15 protein-coding genes are annotated in these 20,041 nt (G+C 37.1%); 9 read left to right on the top strand and 6 right to left on the bottom strand.

All coding sequences use genetic code 11. From position 1 onward, the window contains the following. Positions 1-9 precede the first annotated feature (9 nt). Entirely contained in the window at positions 10-531 is a 522-nt protein-coding gene (locus UXI14_RS01565; protein ID WP_335964492.1) for a DUF4199 domain-containing protein, read from the bottom strand. A gap of 177 nt (positions 532-708) precedes the next feature. Between UXI14_RS01565 and UXI14_RS01560 the strand changes: the two genes are divergently transcribed. Together UXI14_RS01560 and UXI14_RS01555 are read left to right on the top strand one after the other, a co-directional pair. After that, positions 709-960: a type B 50S ribosomal protein L31 gene (locus UXI14_RS01560; RefSeq protein WP_277898721.1), complete on the top strand. Its 252-nt coding sequence runs from the start codon at positions 709-711 to the stop codon at positions 958-960. A gap of 157 nt (positions 961-1,117) precedes the next feature. Then, positions 1,118-2,293 carry a GlmU family protein gene (locus UXI14_RS01555; RefSeq protein ID WP_335964491.1) on the top strand — a complete coding sequence of 392 codons (1,176 nt, stop codon included), beginning with the start codon at positions 1,118-1,120 and terminating at the stop codon, positions 2,291-2,293. Between the two features lie 108 nt (positions 2,294-2,401). Here the strand turns inward: UXI14_RS01555 and UXI14_RS01550 are convergent, their stop codons facing one another. Next, the gene (locus tag UXI14_RS01550; RefSeq protein WP_277898723.1) at positions 2,402-2,917 is read right to left on the bottom strand and encodes a DUF2892 domain-containing protein; all 516 of its coding nucleotides are present in this window, start codon (positions 2,915-2,917) and stop codon (positions 2,402-2,404) included. Positions 2,918-3,085: 168 nt separating this feature from the next. On the opposite strand from UXI14_RS01550, the gene rpmH reads away from it, so the two are divergent. After that, complete coding sequence (gene rpmH / locus UXI14_RS01545; RefSeq protein WP_105217492.1) at positions 3,086-3,244, top strand: 50S ribosomal protein L34; 159 nt, start codon at positions 3,086-3,088, stop codon at positions 3,242-3,244. 101 nt (positions 3,245-3,345) lie between these two features. Beyond that, complete coding sequence (gene carB, locus UXI14_RS01540) at positions 3,346-6,198, top strand: carbamoyl-phosphate synthase large subunit (protein ID WP_335964490.1); 2,853 nt, start codon at positions 3,346-3,348, stop codon at positions 6,196-6,198. A gap of 86 nt (positions 6,199-6,284) precedes the next feature. On the opposite strand, the gene UXI14_RS01535 is transcribed toward carB, so the two are convergent. From UXI14_RS01535 to rmuC, 4 genes are all read right to left on the bottom strand, one after another. Beyond that, positions 6,285-6,989, bottom strand: coding sequence for a DUF3307 domain-containing protein (locus tag UXI14_RS01535; protein WP_335964489.1), 705 nt, complete (start codon positions 6,987-6,989; stop codon positions 6,285-6,287). Between the two features lie 10 nt (positions 6,990-6,999). Next, on the bottom strand, positions 7,000-7,608 hold the full coding sequence (locus UXI14_RS01530) for a SatD family protein (RefSeq protein ID WP_335964488.1): 609 nt from the start codon (positions 7,606-7,608) through the stop codon (positions 7,000-7,002). A gap of 159 nt (positions 7,609-7,767) precedes the next feature. Continuing rightward, positions 7,768-8,313, bottom strand: a complete 546-nt coding sequence (locus tag UXI14_RS01525) for an acyl-CoA thioesterase (RefSeq protein ID WP_277898727.1) — start codon at positions 8,311-8,313, stop codon at positions 7,768-7,770. A gap of 26 nt (positions 8,314-8,339) precedes the next feature. Then, positions 8,340-9,701 carry a DNA recombination protein RmuC gene (rmuC, locus tag UXI14_RS01520; protein WP_335964487.1) on the bottom strand — a complete coding sequence of 454 codons (1,362 nt, stop codon included), beginning with the start codon at positions 9,699-9,701 and terminating at the stop codon, positions 8,340-8,342. Positions 9,702-9,841: 140 nt separating this feature from the next. Here rmuC and UXI14_RS01515 point away from each other — a divergent pair, with 140 nt between their 5' ends. From UXI14_RS01515 to UXI14_RS01495, 5 genes are all read left to right on the top strand, one after another. Beyond that, positions 9,842-12,640 carry a LuxR C-terminal-related transcriptional regulator gene (locus tag UXI14_RS01515; RefSeq protein ID WP_335964486.1) on the top strand — a complete coding sequence of 933 codons (2,799 nt, stop codon included), beginning with the start codon at positions 9,842-9,844 and terminating at the stop codon, positions 12,638-12,640. A gap of 389 nt (positions 12,641-13,029) precedes the next feature. Further along, complete coding sequence (locus tag UXI14_RS01510) at positions 13,030-16,146, top strand: TonB-dependent receptor (RefSeq protein WP_335964485.1); 3,117 nt, start codon at positions 13,030-13,032, stop codon at positions 16,144-16,146. A 19-nt stretch (positions 16,147-16,165) separates the two neighbouring features. Continuing rightward, a complete protein-coding gene (locus UXI14_RS01505) occupies positions 16,166-17,596 on the top strand; it encodes a RagB/SusD family nutrient uptake outer membrane protein (protein ID WP_335964484.1) in 1,431 nt (476 codons plus the stop codon). A 28-nt stretch (positions 17,597-17,624) separates the two neighbouring features. Next, positions 17,625-19,004 carry a glucoamylase family protein gene (locus UXI14_RS01500; protein ID WP_335964483.1) on the top strand — a complete coding sequence of 460 codons (1,380 nt, stop codon included), beginning with the start codon at positions 17,625-17,627 and terminating at the stop codon, positions 19,002-19,004. Positions 19,005-19,010: 6 nt separating this feature from the next. After that, the gene (locus UXI14_RS01495; RefSeq protein ID WP_335964482.1) at positions 19,011-19,997 is read left to right on the top strand and encodes a metallophosphoesterase; all 987 of its coding nucleotides are present in this window, start codon (positions 19,011-19,013) and stop codon (positions 19,995-19,997) included. The last annotated feature ends 44 nt before the right edge of the window (positions 19,998-20,041 follow it).

Below are 20,041 nucleotides of genomic sequence, written 5' to 3'. Positions count from 1 at the left end.
AGATATAAATTACATTTCACTTTTGGTTTTTTTCATTATAAGTCCTGTGATTAATGATACAACAAAGCCAATAAAAATATTGAAAATTAAAATTATTGGATAAGTAACCCAAAAGAACTTGCGTTGCATTTCAATAGCTTGGTCTTGTTGTTGTGTGCTTAAATCAGGATTAGCTTCAATCATTTTAGCTCTGGTAATTTCGGCCAGTTTATCATGGTAATCAACTTCAATAAAGTTTATGTACAATACAAGGTAAATCACTGTTATTACAGCGGCAATTGCTGCAACGCCCATTCCCACTTTAAGTGCTTGCCCTAACTCAAGATAGCCGTCGTTTGCTTTTTTAAATTGATAAATGGCAACAATGACAAGGGATACCAAGATAAGAGTAGAAACTATTTGTACACCCGTACTTTGTGAATATTGCATGTCCATAAAATGTAGCATCAAGCTAAAAGCAATTCCGATTACCGAAGTGATGATTCCATACTTCAAAGCAAACTTTCCTGTTGTTGGTTGTGTATTTTCCATTTTTTTGAATAGTTAATTAAGTTTTTATATAAAATTAGTGGTAATTCTTTTAATTTTGTTACAGCTCATGTGAATAAAAAAAATACTTGCAATTTTCGGGGCAAAAAAATTGGTTATCCAAAATAAATGCATAAATTTGCACCTCGAAAAAATTCTGAAGTTTAAAATATTAAGGCGATGAAAAAAGGTATACATCCGGAAAATTATAGATTAGTAGCTTTTAAAGATATGTCTAATGAAGATGTATTTATTACAAAATCTACAGCAGAAACTAAAGAGACAATAGAAGTTGACGGTGTTGAATATCCTGTTATTAAATTGGAGATTTCTAGGTCATCGCACCCTTACTATACAGGTAAGTCTAAATTGGTAGATACTGCTGGACGTATAGATAAGTTCAAGAACAAATACGCAAAGTTCAAAAAATAAGAAACTTATATATTTCAATAAAACCTCTGATACTTTTCAGGGGTTTTTTTGTTTACATACCCAGGAAATAGCAATGAACCCATAAATTGCTTCTTAGGGCGTAAACTTTTTTAGAAATACCAATCAATATCCTATCTTTAATAAAAAATTGTACGCCATGAACTATATTCTTTTTGATGGTCCTGTTCGTAATGCCCTGCTTCCGTTTACATATACACGTCCGGTGGCAGACATACGCATAGGGATTTTAACGGTTCGCGAAAAGTGGGAAAAATACCTGGGCTATACAACCACCACGATTACCGAAGAATATCTTGCCGACAAGTACCCCATGGTGGAAATGGAACATAACATTCTTATAAATGCTTCTTTTTTGCCAAATGAAGACATAACCGAGCTCATAAAGGGACTTGAGCCGGAACAGGCTATTTTTTACGGAGAAGAGGTTGTAGCTTTTTTTACTACGGAAGCTCAAGAAGAAGTAGATCTTAGTGCATATGAAGCCATTGAATATGAAGGCGAAATTATACAGATACAAAATACATGGGATCTGTTCTCTAAAAATGGGGAGGCCATTGAAGCCGATTTCGATTTGATAACTTCCGGGAGAACAAGCCAGCCCTTGCCCAGTAGCAACAATGTAATTTCGCCCGAAAACATCTTTTTGGAAGAAGGCGTTACCATTGAGTTCTGTACGTTAAACGCCTCGACAGGGCCCATTTATTTGGGCAAGAATTCCTTTGTAATGGAAGGCAGCATTATCCGTGGCGGTTTTGCTCTTGGAGAAAGCTCGGTGGTAAAAATGGGCGCACGTATTTATGGGCCAACCACTATTGGCCCCGGTTGTAAAATAGGGGGCGAGGTTACCAACTCTATTTTATTTGGCAACTCCAACAAGGGGCACGAAGGGTATCTGGGAAATTCCGTGTTGGGCGAGTGGTGCAACATCGGTGCAGATACCAATAGTTCTAATTTAAAAAACGATTATTCGCATATACGGCTTTGGGACTACGAAACCGAAAGTTTTGCAAAAACAGGGTTGCAGTTTTGCGGCCTTTTAATGGGCGACCATAGCAAATGCGGTATCAATACCATGTTTAATACCGGAACGGTAGTAGGTGTGAGCGCCAATATTTTTGGAAGCGGATACCCGCGCAATTTTATACCTAGTTTTAGTTGGGGCGGTGCGGCTGGTTTTGTAACCTATAAACCCGAAAAAGCATATCAAACGGCCGAGGCCATGATGCAGCGTCGGGGTTATGAGTTTACGGCTGGGGAGAAAGCTATATTGAACCATATTTTTGAAATCACCAAAAAATGGCGCAAAGATTAACTTGCCAACACATTGACTATTAAGTGCATTATCTCCTTGAATTATCGAGATTGAAGTTGAACTGAAAAAACGCTTAGCTTGGTAGTTAATTCATACAAAAACCAAAAACTAAATTTTCTTCATCTGTTGCTGCATCATTTTTATTTGATCTTTCAGCATGTTCTGTTTGTCCAGTTTTTTGGCTTCATTTAAAAGCATGGTAGCTTCGCGTTTACGTCTTTTCTGCATGGCAATACCTGCAAGGCTCAATTTGGCCATGGCAAGGTCGTAATCCATCGATAAGCCCAGCTTCAATGCTTTCTTGAAATATTTTTCGGCTTCCGTTAGGTTGGTTTGAGAAGACATAATGCCCTTTAGGTAGTTGTAATATCCCTGTTGCTTGGTTATAAGAGCACTTTCAGGGTTTTTAATTCTGTTCAGCCATTTTTGGGTACCAGCAAAATCCTGTTTTCGCATTCTTAAAAAGGCAAGTAAAATCATTTCATTTCTAAAATATAGGAACACAAAAATTCCGGCAAGCAGGATTAAAAAAATGCCGTTGCCTATTTGGCCTTCAATAAATTGATAAATTGCATATGCAAGGATAAGTCCAGCTATTACTAGTTTTATATTTTTGTTGAACATATTGGGAATTTTCAATTGAGGGGCAAAGGTAATAAAAACAAATAAAAATATTTTTAAAAAGGTATTTGTCAAAGTAAAAAGTCTTTGTATATTTGCGCCGCGCTTTTGTGAAGATATATTGCAAGCCGTTAATAGATAGAATTACAAAGAAGATAAAGATATTTAATAATGAAAAGAACGTTTCAACCCTCAAAGAGAAAAAGAAGAAATAAGCACGGTTTCAGAGAAAGAATGGCCTCTGTGAACGGGAGAAAGGTGCTTGCCAGCAGAAGAGCAAAAGGCAGAAAAAAATTATCAGTTTCTTCTGAACCAAGACATAAGAAATAATGGTCATATTGATTATTAAAATATAGAGGTGTTACTTTTATTAGTAACACCTTTTTTTATATCCAACAACATCTTATATTTATACAATACTTTATTAAAAAATGCCAAAAAGAAAAGAACTTAAGAGTATACTCATAATAGGATCTGGCCCTATTATTATTGGACAAGCATGTGAATTTGACTATTCCGGGTCGCAAGCATTACGGTCATTGAGAGAAGACGGTATAGAAACCATCTTGATTAACAGCAATCCTGCAACAATCATGACAGACCCTTCTATGGCCGACCATGTGTATTTAAAACCACTTACCACAAAATCTATTGTTGAAATATTAAAAAAACACCCAAATATAGATGCGGTGTTGCCGACAATGGGCGGTCAAACGGCGTTGAACCTTTGTATAGAAGCCGATGAAAAAGGCATATGGGAAGATTTTGAGGTGAAAATCATTGGGGTCGATATCGATGCCATAAACATAACCGAAGACCGCGAAAAGTTCCGTGAGCTTATGGACAAAATTGGGGTTCCAATGGCGCCACAGGCAACCGCGACTTCCTTCTTAAAAGGAAAAGAAATAGCCCAGGAGTTTGGGTTCCCGTTGGTAATCAGGGCTTCTTATACCTTAGGTGGAGCCGGAGCTTCTATTGTCCATAAGCCAGAAGATTTTGACGAACTTTTAAGCCGTGGACTGGAAATATCACCAATCCATGAAGTAATGATAGACAAGGCCTTGATGGGGTGGAAAGAATACGAACTGGAGCTTTTAAGGGACGATAACGACAATGTGGTTATTATCTGTACCATTGAAAACATGGACCCCATGGGGATCCATACCGGAGATTCCATTACCGTTGCTCCCGCCATGACGCTTTCTGACAGGACTTTTCAAAGAATGCGGGATATGGCCATCCACATGATGCGAAGCATTGGGGATTTTGCTGGAGGATGTAATGTGCAATTTGCCGTAAGCCCAGATGAAAAAGAAGATATTATTGCCATTGAAATCAACCCGCGTGTATCCAGGTCGTCTGCATTGGCATCAAAAGCAACGGGTTACCCAATAGCAAAAATTGCCAGCAAATTGGCCATAGGTTATACACTGGATGAGTTGGACAACCAGATTACAAAATCTACTTCAGCCTTATTCGAGCCCACCTTGGATTATGTAATTGTAAAAATACCACGGTGGAACTTCGATAAATTTGAAGGTTCCGATAGGGAATTAGGCCTACAAATGAAAAGTGTTGGTGAAGTTATGGGAATTGGGCGTTCTTTCCAAGAAGCATTGCACAAGGCAACGCAGTCTCTTGAAATTAAAAGGAACGGCCTTGGCGCAGACGGAAAAGGATATAAAGATTACGACCAGATAATAGATAAACTTACACATGCCAGTTGGGACCGTGTATTTGTAATATACGATGCTATCCAGATGGGTATTCCGTTAAGTCGTATACACGAAATTACCAAAATAGACATGTGGTTCTTGAGGCAATATGAAGAGCTGCATTTTCTTGAAAAAGAAATATCTACGCATACTATAGAAACCTTGCCCAAAAGCTTGTTACTGGAAGCAAAACAAAAAGGCTTTGCCGACAGACAAATAGCGCATATGCTTAATTGTTGGGAAAGCGAAGTGCATACCAAGCGCGACGAACTTAACATAAACAGGATCTATAAATTGGTAGATACCTGTGCTGCCGAATTTAAGGCCATGACGCCATATTATTACTCAACTTTTGAAGATGAAGTTGAAACGGCCGACGGAAAACGTTTTTCGGATAACGAAAGTATAGTTTCCGATAAAAAGAAAATTGTGGTTCTTGGTTCTGGACCAAATAGAATAGGACAGGGAATTGAGTTTGATTACTGTTGCGTGCACGGGGTATTGGCTTCTGCAGAATGTGGCTACGAAACCATTATGATAAATTGTAACCCGGAAACAGTTTCAACCGATTTTGATACGGCCGATAAATTGTACTTCGAACCCGTTTTCTGGGAACACATCTACGATATTATCCGTCATGAAAAACCAGAAGGGGTAATTGTTCAACTTGGGGGCCAAACGGCACTTAAATTGGCAGAAAAACTGGATAAATACGGAATTAAAATTATCGGGACCAGTTTTGAATCTTTAGATTTGGCCGAAGACAGAGGAAGTTTTTCAACATTGCTTAAAGAGAACAATATTCCTTATCCGGAATTTGGCGTGGCCGAAACCGCCGATGAAGCTCTTGCCTTGGCCGATGAGCTCGATTTTCCAATCTTGGTAAGACCTTCATACGTATTGGGTGGACAGGGAATGAAAATTGTAATCAACAAAAAAGAATTGGAAGAACACGTGGTAGATTTGTTGAGAAAAATACCAAACAACAAATTGCTCTTGGACCACTACCTTGATGGTGCCATTGAAGCTGAAGCCGATGCGATTTGCGATGGGGAAGATGTGTACATTATTGGAATTATGGAACATATTGAACCGTGTGGTATTCACTCTGGAGACTCCAACGCAACCTTGCCGCCATTCAACATAGGCGACTTGGTATTGGAGCAGATTAAAGACCATACCAGAAAAATAGCCTTGGCACTAAATACAGTTGGGCTAATCAATATCCAGTTTGCCATAAAAGATGATAAGGTGTACATTATTGAAGCCAATCCACGCGCTTCCAGAACGGTGCCCTTTATTGCAAAAGCATATAAAGAACCGTACGTAAACTATGCTACCAAAGTAATGTTGGGCGAGAAAAAGATAAAGGACTTTAATTTCAACCCAAAATTAGAAGGATATGCCATAAAGCAACCGGTATTCTCTTTCAATAAGTTCCCGAACGTTAATAAAACATTGGGTCCCGAAATGAAAAGTACAGGGGAAAGCATTTTGTTTATCGATAGTTTAAGAGACGATGATTTCTACGATTTATACCAAAGAAGAAAAATGTATTTAAGTAAGTAAAATACATTTTTGCTAATGGTTTGATAAAAATGCAAAGCTGCTAAAGAAATTTGGCAGCTTTTTTTTGTTATAAAATTATTGCAATATCAAGAAAAGAAAATAAACAGGAGGGAAGCCATAATGGCAATTCCAAAACTAAGAAGCGTACCAATTAATATATATTCGGTTAGTTTGCGGTCTTTGGCTTCGGTAAGGTCGCTAAACCTAAAAATAGACTTTGCGGCAATTAAAAAGCCCACGCCTTCCCAATGGTTGGTAACTATAAAAACAAAAACCAGTAAACGTTCCAGCATTCCTATGTATTTTCCAGCATTTTCAAGAGAGTCGCCCTTGTCCATTTCGGTTTTAGGCGTGTAAATAGAAATAAGGGTTTTAATGATAATGGAAGTTGGGTGCGTTAAAAATATAACCGCAGAAACAATCAACAGAAATTGTTCCCCAAAAATGTCTTCAATAGTTATAATTGATGGATTATTGAGCAGGCAAATAATTAAAATAACGGCCATATGTAAAATTTGGTCTACAAAAAAAAGGAGCCTTTTATTGTTTTCTGTCTGAAATAAAAGCTTTCCCGCATCAATAAAAAAATGAGAAATACCTATAATCAATGGGATGTACCATAAATTTATATCCCAAACAAATAGTGCTGCCAGTACACTATGAAGCAATACATGCAAATAAAGTTTTCCCGAACGTAATTTTTTTTCCTCTTTTTTAGCGACCCATTTTTTAGACTGAAAAGTAAAATCTCCTAATAAATGTGCTAAGAATAGCTTTAAAAACAACTCCATTTTTAATGTTTTATAAAATGCCTATTTTTTTTCGGTACATACAGTCCAGTTCCATAATCTCATCAAAAGAAGCCCTTTTTATCCGCTCGCTCACGGCACTTTGTTTTATCCCGATTAAATGTCCAACCTCTTCTTGTGATAGATCTGGGTTTTCTATGCTTATCTTAACAATCTCGGCAGAACTTTTTGTCCAATTATCCATGGCTATTAATGCAAGCTTGAAATATAAGTTTAGCTCATCGTCAAGCTCTTTGTGGCCCGTCTTTATGGCCAAATTAATCTTTTGTTCTTTAAGGGTCTCGAATTTTTCTCCCGAATATATAAAGGCAGAACCATTCGATTCCGATATGCTTGCAGCATCGTGCGTTTTTTCCCCAATGCCTATGGCCATGCGTACATCGAGTTCTTTTATCTTTTTTATGGTAGATTTTATCAATGTTGACATTAAAAACGTTTCCCGAATGTCTTTTATTTCAATTTGAAAACTATCGCCCCTATATATTTCCCAATCCCGGTTAGATGTTATGCCAACAAACACTTTTTTTAGTGGCTCAAGCCATTCTTCCGGATTTTTTATATTTCTGGAACTTATAATGTCACCTGTTATAACGCTTGTCATCTTATCTTTTAATAAAGCTATATTTATTGGGTTATTACCCGATATTTCAATTTATTGGGTTATTGCCCGATATTTCAATTTATTGGGCTATTACCCGATATTATCAAATATCGTCTTTTTAGGCGATAATTCCAAATATCGTCTTTTCAAACGATGTGTTTATATATCAATCTGAACATTATAACCTTCTAGCTCATGGACGAGTTGATTCACGGTATAGTCAAGCTGATTGGCATATGCGGTACGTTCTTTGCGCAACTGCATTCTTTTAATGCTCTTGAAAAATCGTTTTATATCGTTTTCAGATTCCAGGATAAGTCCGGGAACCTTCACGCTTTTTCCTTCACTATCTTTGGCAACCATTGTAAAATAAGAGGAATTACAGTGTTTTACAACGCCGGTTTGTATGTTTTCGGCCTCTACCCGAATGCCAATTACAATAGACGTGTTACCAACAAAATTTACGGAAGCTTTCATGGTAACCAATTCCCCAATTTCAATAGGTTTTAAAAAATCCACCGTGTCTACAGATGCAGTTACGCAATACGAACCACAGTGTTTGGAGGCACATGCAAAGGCAATTTGGTCTAAAAGCGATAGAATAAATCCACCGTGAATTTTTCCGCTAAAATTAGAATGCGAAGGCAACATTAATTCGGATATTTCAATCCTGGAAGCCGAAACAGGTTTAAATTTTGGTGTCATATTCATGAAGGTTGATAGTTGTCTACTTACAATAATTTCTCTTGCGGGTTTTCGGGCAATTCATCTTCATCATCTATTTCAGAGGCTCTGTTTAGCCATTTTTGGTCTATTTGCTTGCTAGCCTTGGCACCTAGCTTTTTCAATTTTTCTATACGTGTAAGCAGGTTTCCTTTCCCGGTTAGTTTGGTCATGGACGAAGAGTAAGTGTTTTGTACCGTTTGTAGCTGCTTGCCCACTTTTTCAAGATCGTCCAGCAGGTTTTTAAACTGGTCGTATAACCGGCCGGCCTGTGTGGCAATATCCAATGCGTTTTTATGCTGTTTGTCGTTTTGCCACATGCTGTCAATGGTGCGCAATGTTGCCAATAATGTAGAAGGGGTAACAATAACTATGTTTTTTTCAAAGGCCATGTTATACAATTGGGGCTCTTCTTGAGAGGCTGTAGCAAACGCGGGTTCCAGCGGTATAAAGAGTAGTACAAAATCAGGGCTTTCAATTTTATAGAGGTCGTGGTAATTTTTGGCACTTAATTGGTCTACGTGCTTTTTTATGGAGTTTACGTGCTCTTTGAGCAGTGCGGGTTTGAGCATTTCATCTTCTTCATTTACAAAGCGCTCATAAGCGATTAAAGATACTTTAGAATCGACAATCATTTTTTTGTTGTCCGGTAAGTGGATAATTACATCTGGCAATACACGTTTTCCTTCATCTGTGGTAAAACTATTCTGTACAGTATATTCACTCCCTTTTTCTAGTCCAGATTTTTCAAGTACGCGCTCCAAAACCAATTCGCCCCAGTTTCCCTGCATTTTGGTGTCGCCCTTTAGTGCTTTGGTAAGGTTGGAGGCTTCTTTTGTTATTTGTAGGTTTAGTTCCTGCAAATGCTTTAATTGTTGCTGCAATGCCGAGTGGCGTGTAATGCTCTCTTTATTGCTGTCTTCTACACGTTTTTCAAAAATTTGAATTTTCTCTTGAAGCGGACTCAAAATATTTTTTATGTTCTCTTTGTTCTGAAGTGTAAATTTCTCCGATTTTTCTTCAAGAATTCGGTTGGCTAAAATCTGAAAATCCTTTGTGAATTTTTCCTGTAATTTTTCTACTTCGGCTTTTTGTTCCTTGTTTTTTTCCATTAGGTTATCAAAATCTACTTCCTTTTTAGAAAATTGTATGGCAAGGCTGTCTTTTTCGTTCCTCAACTGTTCTTTTGCGGCAATTTCTTTTTCAACCTCACTCTGTAGATTGGTAATATTTTGCAGTAATTGGGTTTCCCGCTCCTGAAATGTACTTTCATTCCCTTTGTTTTTTAATTTTTGTATGTAAATACCTAAAAAAGCACCAAGAATGGTAGAAATAAATGCAGTGAAAATTAAAATAAGATTTTCGGTCATTATATGTATTTTCGTTTAAAATTTTGTGTTGAACAGAATTGATGTAAAGATAAAAGAAACGCTTCTATTTTAAGGCCTCAACAAAAAACAATTGATAATTGTACTCGAAAGTAGTATTTTAAAAGAAATTTCACTTAAAGATGTTTATTAGTAAATTCTATAAGGTATTTTATTCTGTATGGCTGTTTTTGCCGTTTTTTATGGTAAATGGCCAGCACAGACCTCCAATACATAATTTTAACGTTCATGATTACGAAGCCGGAATTCAAAACTGGGGCATAACTTATGGGGGCAATAATATTTATGTGGCCAATAATGAAGGTTTGTTGGAGTTTGATGGCATTCAATGGCGGTTTTACGAACTCCCCAATAGAACCATAGTCCGTTCGGTTGCTTATTTTGACAAAAAGATTTATACAGGATCTTATGAAGAATTTGGTTACTGGGAAAAAACTTCAACGGGCCAATTAAAATATTACAGTTTAAGCGAAAAAATCGAGGCAAAAAATATAGAAACCGAATCCATTTGGGGAATTTATCAATATAAAGATGCAATTATCTTTAAATCCTTCAGCAGTCTTTTTATCTACAGGAACGGTAAAATAGAAGTTATCAAGCCTGGAACTACAATTATGGGCGCCAATGTGGCCAATGGCCATTTTTATGTCTTTGGAAGGGAAAAAGGAATTTACGAGCTGGTCGATTTTCATTTAATCCTTTTAAAAGAAACCGAGGCGTTAAAAAACTACAAAGTCCAAACCGTAAATGCCATTTCCAGCAATGAGGTGTTAATAGGGACTTCCTTAAATGGCTGTTTTATATGGAACGGTAAATTGCTAAAACCTTGGAACCATCCTTTTAATGCTATTTCAAAGCAAAATCAGCTTAATAAAATTACCATAAGCAAGGATTTTATTTTTATGGGCACCATTAAAAACGGGGTGTATGTATTCAATAAAAAATCGCAACGCTATTACAACCTAAATGTTCAAAACGGACTACAGAACAATACGGTGCTTGGCAGCATTTTTAACGATCGCGGAATGTTATGGCTGTCGTTGGACAATGGAGTCTCTGCTATTCCCATACATTTTAATGCTTATTACCTAAATCCATCAAAAGAAGACATTGGCGGAGTGTACGACATGGTTGTTTATAATGGCGATACTTACATTGCTACCAATACAGGAGTGTATGTAAGCGGGGACAACGGGATTAGCTTTATAGATGGTTCGCAAGGCCATATTTGGGACTTGACATTGGTTGACAATGTAATAGTTTGCGGCCATAATTTAGGGACCTATCAAATTAAAGATAAGAAATGGGAAAGTATTTCGCCTCAAAACGGTGGATATGTTTTTAAGGAGATCAAAGGCCGTCCAGACACTTACATACAAGGAAATTACTCAGGATTGACCTTGTATACCAAAAAAGATAACAGTTGGGAAGCAATTAATATTGAAGGAATAGACTTTCCCGTTAAAAGGCTGGTTTTTGAGAAAGACCACATAGCATGGGCGGCACATACATATAAAGGTGTTTTCCGGATTCATTTTTCTGAAGATTATAAAAAAATAACCAAAATAGAAAAGCGGTATACTAAGGATTTTGCAAATAGCTACATGATAAAGCTCTTTAAAATAGAAGGGCAAATAGCTTTTTACAACGAAAAAGAATGGCTTGTATACAATCCTTTGGAAGAAAAAATAGTTCCTTTTGAATCGTTAAACACTATTTTGGGCAAGGACAAGGATGCATACCCGATAACCGATCAGGATATCGAGCCCATAGTGTTTAAAAAATCGGACGGGACGCTCTTTGTAAGGGAAGACCTTAATAGCCAAGACTCTCAATTTTACCTGCCACTTCGCTATTACAACAACAGGCTTTTAAAAAACGACGAAAAAGCAATTGTGGTAAACGACTCTTTAATACAGATAGCTCTTTATAATGATATTTTGGCAATCAACCCTCAAAAAATAACAGCCGGCAGCACTCCTTTTAAGCCAAAAATAAACAGGATACTAAAAAATGGGCGCCCGCAGCCACTAGACACTGTTTTTTCATTAAAGCAGCGTGATACTATAATAGTCGAAACATCCGTTCCTTTTTTATCAAACAATACTATTGTTTATTCATTGTCAGATGATGTAGAAACCGATTACAGGAAAGTTCCCAATGGTAAGATCATGCTTACCAATCTGTCTTTTGGCGAGACCAAATTAAATATAAATTCCATGGTCAAGGCCAAAATATCCAATTTGGGAGTTTCCATACCCATACAAACAAAAAAGCCGTGGTACATGGGCATCTGGGGAATAATATTGTTAATGGTTATATTGGCCGCACTTACTTTTTTTGTGGTCACTATTAACAAATATATGCTTATTAGGCACAAAAAATATCTCGAAGATCAGTTTGAGCACGAAAAAGAATTAAACCGAAAAGAAGAAGCGCTCCGTCACGAGAAAAAGTTAAACGAACTGCAAAAAAAGCAACACGACCTGGAACTGAAGGGCAAAACAAAAGAGCTGGCAAATACGGCGCTTGAAATGACCAAAAAGAACGAGATTTTGATGAAGCTCAAAGATGAACTGCTCTATTTTAAATCAGAAATTATAGACAAGGTACGTTATAATAAACTACTTAAAAACGTAGACCGAAATATAAACAATGCCAACGATTGGGAAATATTCGAATCCAATTTTAATGAAATACACGATTCCTTTTTTAAAAACTTATTGAAAAAACATCCGGATGTGCTAACTTCAAAAGACCTTAAATTATGTGCCTATTTAAAGATGAACTTATCCAGTAAGGAAATAGCGCCATTGATGAGCATATCGGTAAGGGGAGTTGAAATTCACAGATACCGTTTAAGAAAAAAACTAGAGTTATCTTCCGAACAAAATATAAATGAATATTTAATGAATGTATAATGTATTTTAACTTAATACTTAAAATAAAAACAACCAAAATTGCTTATATTTAAGGAGCCGAAGGGAATAAAGCAATATGTTTTTCGGTCTTACAAAAAATTGTTTTAACGAAATTTGAATTGATTAAATCATAAAATTTTAAGTTTTAAGCGATAATTTAATAAAAAATGGTATTGTAAATTACCGTTTTGCCAATACAAAAATACATCATTACTACATCATATTTAATTTTCCCATCCTACATTTTATTTTTAACATGCCTTGAATTGCTGAAAATATTAGGGTTTTCAGTGTTTAATATGTTTGATGTATTCAAGGTGAGGTATAATTTTACTACATCGATGTAGTTTGTGATAATTTTAAGAAGCTAACTTTAATATGTAAGAGTAATGAAAAATCATTTATTGACATTTTTATTGTTTTGTTGCATAACCGCTTTCGGGCAACAAACAATTACCGGGGTTATAACCGACGATCAAGACATGCCATTGCCAGGAGCTTCGGTATTGATAAAAGGAACGACCACCGGAACGCAAACCGATTTTGACGGTAATTATTCCATAGAAGCAAATACAGGCGACATACTTGTATTTTCATATGTTGGGATGGATACTCAAGAAATAACGGTGGCAGACACGACTACCGTTAATGTATCGTTAACTGTATCTACAAATCAATTAGACGAAGTGGTCGTGGTTGGTTATGGTACACAAAAGAGATCAGATTTAACCGGTGCTATTGTTTCTGCAAAGGCAGAAGATATAGCTAAGCAACCGGCATCAAACGCAATGCAGTCTTTGCAAGGAAAGGTAACAGGGGTTAATATTGTTACAAATGATTCTCCAGGGTCAAACCCTAAAGTAATAATTAGGGGCACCGGAACAGCTTCAGCTGGAAGTGATCCTTTATATGTTGTGGATGGAATTATGGTGAGCAATATTCAAAATATCAGTCCAAACGATATTGCCAGTGTAGATATAATGAAAGACGCTTCCTCGGCCGCTATTTATGGTAGTGATGCTGCCAACGGAGTGGTGATTATAACCACCAAAAAAGGAAAAAGTGGTAAGGCCAAAATCAATGTTGATTCTTTCTATGGCGCTAAATCGGTATTGAACCCTGTAGACATGGCCAATGGGCAGCAATATGCTACATATTTTAATGAAAAACAGGCATCTACAGGAGGCGGGTATCAATTAGCCAATAATCAATTATACGATACAGATTGGTATGACGAATTAATTTCAAATGCGTTTTCAGTTAATAACAACGTTTCAGTCTCTGGAGGAAGCGACAATGTTGATTATTTCTTCAGTATAAATAATTATAGTGAAGATGGATTATTGGAAGGACAAAAATATAACAGGACTACTATTAGGAGCAATAACACCTTTAAGCTTTTTGACGGGAAGTTAAAATTGACCCCTAATATTAATATGTCATTTATTAATCAAAACCCAAAAGGATTTGGAGTTTTCAATGATGCATACAGGCAATCGCCACTGGTTCCGGTTTATTATGATTCGGGACAATTTGGGCAAAACTATGTTAATCAATCAACAGGGGTGGTAACGTATATTGGTCAACCAGGAGAAACAATAGGGCAATTGAATTCAATAGGAAATCCAGTAGCTAATGCCTATTATGACAATCAGAAAATCGAGTCGACAAATATACAGGGAATATTTAATGCAGAATATAATATTACTGATTGGTTGAAAATTAGTTCAAGGTTTGGGGCCACAAAATTCTATTACACAAAGCGTGTGTTTAATGATGTTAAAGGAAGATGGTTGGCTTCCGACCCTACCAGAACCGAAGCTCAATTTGAGCAATTAAAAGCAGATAACCCTACCTCATTAACTTATGTGAACAATGACCTTTCCTATGAAGACAGGGAAGAGTTCCGTTATAATTGGGATACATTTTTGACCTTTGATAAAACATTTAATAAACATAGTGTAAATGTTTTACTGGGTTTGACAAGGGATTTACGAAATGATAATTCTAGAATGTATGTTAAAGGTTATGATGTTCCACCACAAGAGCAGTATTGGAACATCGATATGGCCTCTTCTGATTATGACAAAATAGCCGAACAAACTTTTTATAATATTAGAACAAAGCTATCATACTTTGGAAGATTGCAGTACAATTATGATAATAAATACTTCTTAACAGCTAATTTTAGAAGGGATGGGGATAGTTACTTTAAAGAAAATGAAGAATATTGGGGTAATTTCCCATCGGTGAGTGCTGGATGGGTAATTTCCAGAGAAGAATTTATGAGCGATTCGGGTATCGATTTCTTGAAAATAAGAGGTGGATATGGTAAACTGGGAAATGCAAATGTACCTCAATTGAACACAAGCACTATACAAACTAGTCCGGGAAGTAGTAGCAACAATTATGTGTTTGGACCAAACCAGGCATTGATATTCGGTTCTAGTTTTGGAACTCCTGTAACAGAATTAACTTGGGAAAAAACAAACGAAGTCTTTGCAGGTCTTGATATTAGTATTTTGAATAGTAGGCTGTCTGCAAATTTTGACTATTATAACAGAACAACAGAAAATGCAATTATGAATGTTAAACCCTTATTGAACTCACCTTATCAAGAATCTTATTATGATCATGGAGGAAAAGTTAATAACCAAGGTTTCGAAATTGCACTAAATTGGAAAGATCAAGTGTCCGATGATTTCTCATACAATATTGGTGTTAACTATGCATACAATAAAAATTTATTAAAGGACGTAAAACCTGCGTATGATGGGAATACCGGAGGCAGTTTGTCAAATGGTCAGATAACAAAGAGACTTCAGGCAGGACAGCCTATTTACGCTTGGTGGATGTACGAAGCAGATGGCATATGGCAAACCCAGGAAGAAATAGACGGTAATGCAAGCTTGGAAAGTGCCAAGCCGGGTTATTTGCGCTATAAAGATCAAAATGAGGATGGGATTATAGATGACAGGGATAAATTATTTTTTGGGTCATATCTGCCCAAATTTAATTATGGAATTAATTTAGGCTTAAACTATAAGCAACTAGATTTTAGCATGGATGCATTTGGAGTAGGAGGAAACAAAATCTATAATGGGTTAAAAGGAGTAAGAATAGATGGTGGAGAGAATATTACGAGCGATGTTTTCAACAGTAGGTGGACTGGTCCAAATTCTACCAACTCAGATCCTGGTGCAGACAGAGATGCAGTAGCGTCGAGTTACTACTTAGAAGATGGAGACTATCTTAGGATTAACAACATTACATTAGGATACACGCTTTCAGAAGATATTCTTAAATACTTTACCAAAGTTAGAATATATGCTACTGCTCAAAACCCGTTTTTGTTCACCAACTATAGTGGTTTCACCCCTGAGCAAAACGGTTATAACCCCAACGATCTATCTGCTTCGGGAGACCCAAGTAAAACCGCAGGGATAGAACTAACAGCATACCCAAATGTAAAAACCTTCATCTTAGGTATAAATATCGAAATGTAAAAAAGAAAAAGCATATATCATGAAAATAAAATATAACAAATATCTCTTACTTCTTGTAGCAGTTCTATGTGTTGCAGCATGTAGTGAAGATTATCTAGATGTAGATTCTAGAGAAAACATATCTCAAGAAGATAGTGGACAAACAATAAAAGCCGAGAATTTCGTAACAGGAATTTACGGAATGTTAACAGAATGGCCTTATGCCTTTTCTTACTTAGGAATAACCGATATGATTTCAGACAATGCAGACAAAGGAAGTTCCCCAACAGATCCAGGAGCAGACAAAGAGGCTTTGGACAATTTGGAACATACAACATCAGCAGGCTCTATAAGAGCTATGTGGGAACATTGGTATAAGTCTATCGGAAGGGCAACAAATGCTATAGAGTTTACTGAAACTTCTACCATTGACGATGCTACCTACAAGACTAGGTTAATTGGTGAAGCAAAATTTTTAAGAGCACTTAATTATTTTTGGTTGGTGCGTTCTTTTGGAGATGTATCTATTCAAGGGGTTTCGGAACCTGCTGAAAGAGCACCAAAAGCAGAAGTGTACGCCTATATTGAACAAGACCTTATGGATGCCATAGAGTCACTACCAAAGAAGAGTGAATATGCTAGTAAAGATTTAGGAAGGGCAACTAAGGGAGCGGCACAAGCTTTGCTTGCAAAAGTATATTTATACGAAGAGAAATGGCAAGAAGCATATGACATGGCCAATGCTGTATTAAGTTCAGGAGAGTATGGCTTAGAACCCAATTATGAAGATATATGGAGGGTGTATTCAGAAAATGGAATAGAATCTATTTTTGAAGTACAAGCAAGAGGGGAGTCCATAGCACATGGAGTTCAACAATACTCGCAAACACAAGGAGCTCGTGGAACCAGTGGTTGGGGATGGGGCTTTAATACACCATCTCAAAACCTGGTAGATGCTTTTGATGCTGAAGGTGACGAAATAAGAAAAAATGCAACTATTATATTTCCTGGAGAGACTTTATGGGACGGTAGGGAAGTAAGTGAATCTGTTGAAAATTCGGGATATAATGAAAAAGCATATTCCAGCAATAATGCAGGTGCAGCCGATGGAGATAAGAATGTTCGTATACTACGTTTGGCTGAGGTATATTTAATACATGCTGAAGCTGCAAACGAACTTGGCAATACATCTGTCGCACTTGCTTCATTAAAGACTGTAAGGGACCGGGTAAATTTAGCAGAATTTACTTCTACAGACCAAAATGAAATACGTGAGAAAATTTGGAATGAAAGGAGATTGGAATTAGCTTTTGAGCATGATCGATGGTTCGACTTGTTAAGAACTGGACAAGCTAAAAGCGCTATGGAAGCAGCTGGTAAAACTTTTATAACCGGAAAGCATGAGCTTTTTCCAATTCCATACGATCAACTTATCCAGACACCAGAGATGCCTCAAAACCCTGGTTGGTAAATAATTTAAGCAAAATAAACAGACCTTCATGCGATTAATTTTAGCATTTATAGCTGTCACATTCATAGTAACTGGATGTGACAGTTCTAAAAAAACAGAAAAAGAAGCCGTAGAAACGCCTTCTGAAAAAACCAACGAAGAAACTCAGTTTGCACCCTCCAAAGACGATAATGCTTTAATGGACAAAGTACAGCGGCAAACCTTTGAATACTTTTGGGATGGCGCGCAACCAAATTCTGGCTTGGCCGCCGAGCGTATTCATTTAGACAATATTTATCCTTCAAACGATAAGCATATCGTTACAACCGGTGGTAGCGGTTTTGGTTTAATGGCTATTCTGGTAGGGATAGAAAGAGGCTATATTACCCGTGAACAAGCTTTGGATAGGTATGTTAAAATTGTAGATTTTTTAAAGAAAGCAGACCGTTTTCACGGGGCTTGGCCACATTGGATGGACGACAATACCGGAACAGTAAAACCATTTAGTAAATTCGACGATGGAGGCGATTTGGTAGAAACAGCCTTTTTGGTCCAAGGGCTTTTAACCGTTGCCCAATATTATAAAGACGGCAATGAAAGAGAACAGCAACTGGTAGCCGATATCCAAAAAATGTACGAAGAAGTAGAGTGGGATTGGTACACCAAAGGGGAAAACGTACTCTATTGGCATTGGTCGCCCAATAATGGCTGGAAAATGAATTTCCCGGTGGGTGGATACAACGAATGCCTAATTATGTATGTCTTGGCGGCTGCTTCTCCAACACATTCAATTTCTAAAGAAGTTTACGAACAAGGCTGGGCACGTAACGGTGCCATTGCAAAAAGTACCACTTATTATGACCTGCCAACGGTATTAGACCATTACGAGCACAATGATGATCCTGTAGGCCCCTTATTTTGGGCACATTATTCTTATTTAGGCTTAAATCCAAAGGGACTTAAAGATCAGTATGGAGATTATTGGCAATTAAATCGCAATCATGCACTTATTCAGTACAGGTATTGTGTAGACAATCCAAAGCATTTTAAAGGATACGGAAAAGGTTGTTGGGGGCTAACTTCCAGTTATTCCATGAATGGTTATGCTGGCCATCACCCCGGAGACAAAGATTTGGGCGTAATTTCTCCAACGGCCGCATTGTCGTCAATGCCATACACTCCAAAAGAAAGCATGCAATTTTTAAGGTATATGTATAAAGAGCAGGATTCCTTAATTGGTAAATATGGGCCGTACGATGCTTTTAGTCTTCAGGATAACTGGTATTTACCAAGATATCTGGCGATAGACCAAGGTCCAATTCCAGTGATGATTGAGAATTATAGAACCGGATTGTTGTGGAGTTTGTTTATGCAAAACGAAGATGTTCAAAAAGGACTGGATAAACTTGGATTTACGATTTCTAATTAATATTAAATGAGGTTTACTTGGCAATTAATAACCTGTATTTTTTTTGCAGCGACCATTGGTTGTAGCCCAGAAAAAACTTCGTTTGAATTTGTTGTCCTGCCCGATACGCAATCGTATGTCGAGGAACATCCGGAAATCTATCTAAAACAAATGCAATGGATTGCCAGGAATAAAAATCGATTTTCATTTGTAATTCACGAAGGGGATATTACACAAAATAATTCTACCGGAGAGTGGCAAATTGCAAAAAAGGGTTTTAATATGCTCAACGGAAAAGTACCGTATACCTTTTGTTTGGGGAACCACGACATGGGAAGCGTTCCGGGGAAATTTGCAGATGTAAGAAATACAGAAAAGGCCAATAATTTTTTTAAGGCAGAAGCCCTTAAGCAAAATTCAAACCTTCTTGCTTCCTTTCCCTCGGGAACTATAGATAACCTATGCAGCCAATTTAATATCGCAGGATATAAATGGCTTGTATTTTCATTAGAGTTTGGTCCGAGGAACAAAACCATAGCGTGGGCAAATAAAATTATTGAATCGCATCCAGATGCAAAAATTATTATCAATACGCATGCATATTTGTACGAAGACAGTACATGGCAGGATGGAGAAGATTGGTGGCAGGCCCAGGCTTATGGTTTAGGGAAAGAAACTGGGGATAATGCCGTAAATAACGGAAAGCAATTATGGAATAGACTGGTTGCCAAGCACCCTAATGTTATAATGGTTTTTTGCGGTCATGTTTTAAAATCGGGAGTGGGCACTTTGGTTTCTACTGGAGAAAACGGAAATAAGGTATATCAAATGTTGGCCAACTTTCAAAAAGGTGTCGAAGGCTCGAAAAATGGCGGAGACGGATTTTTACGAATCGTTAAGATAGACATTGAAAACAAACGTATTTCGGTAAGCACATATTCCCCTTGGCTGGATGCTTATAAAAAAGATGCCGATCACGATTTTACATTTAAGAATGTTGATTTTTTGAATTGAAAGAAATAGAAGTACAAACGAAACAAACAACGATCAACGAACAA

The organism is Galbibacter sp. PAP.153, assembly GCF_037029175.1.
GTDB classification, from domain to species: domain Bacteria; phylum Bacteroidota; class Bacteroidia; order Flavobacteriales; family Flavobacteriaceae; genus Galbibacter; species Galbibacter pacificus.
This window is presented reverse-complemented; position numbering and strand designations above follow the sequence as displayed.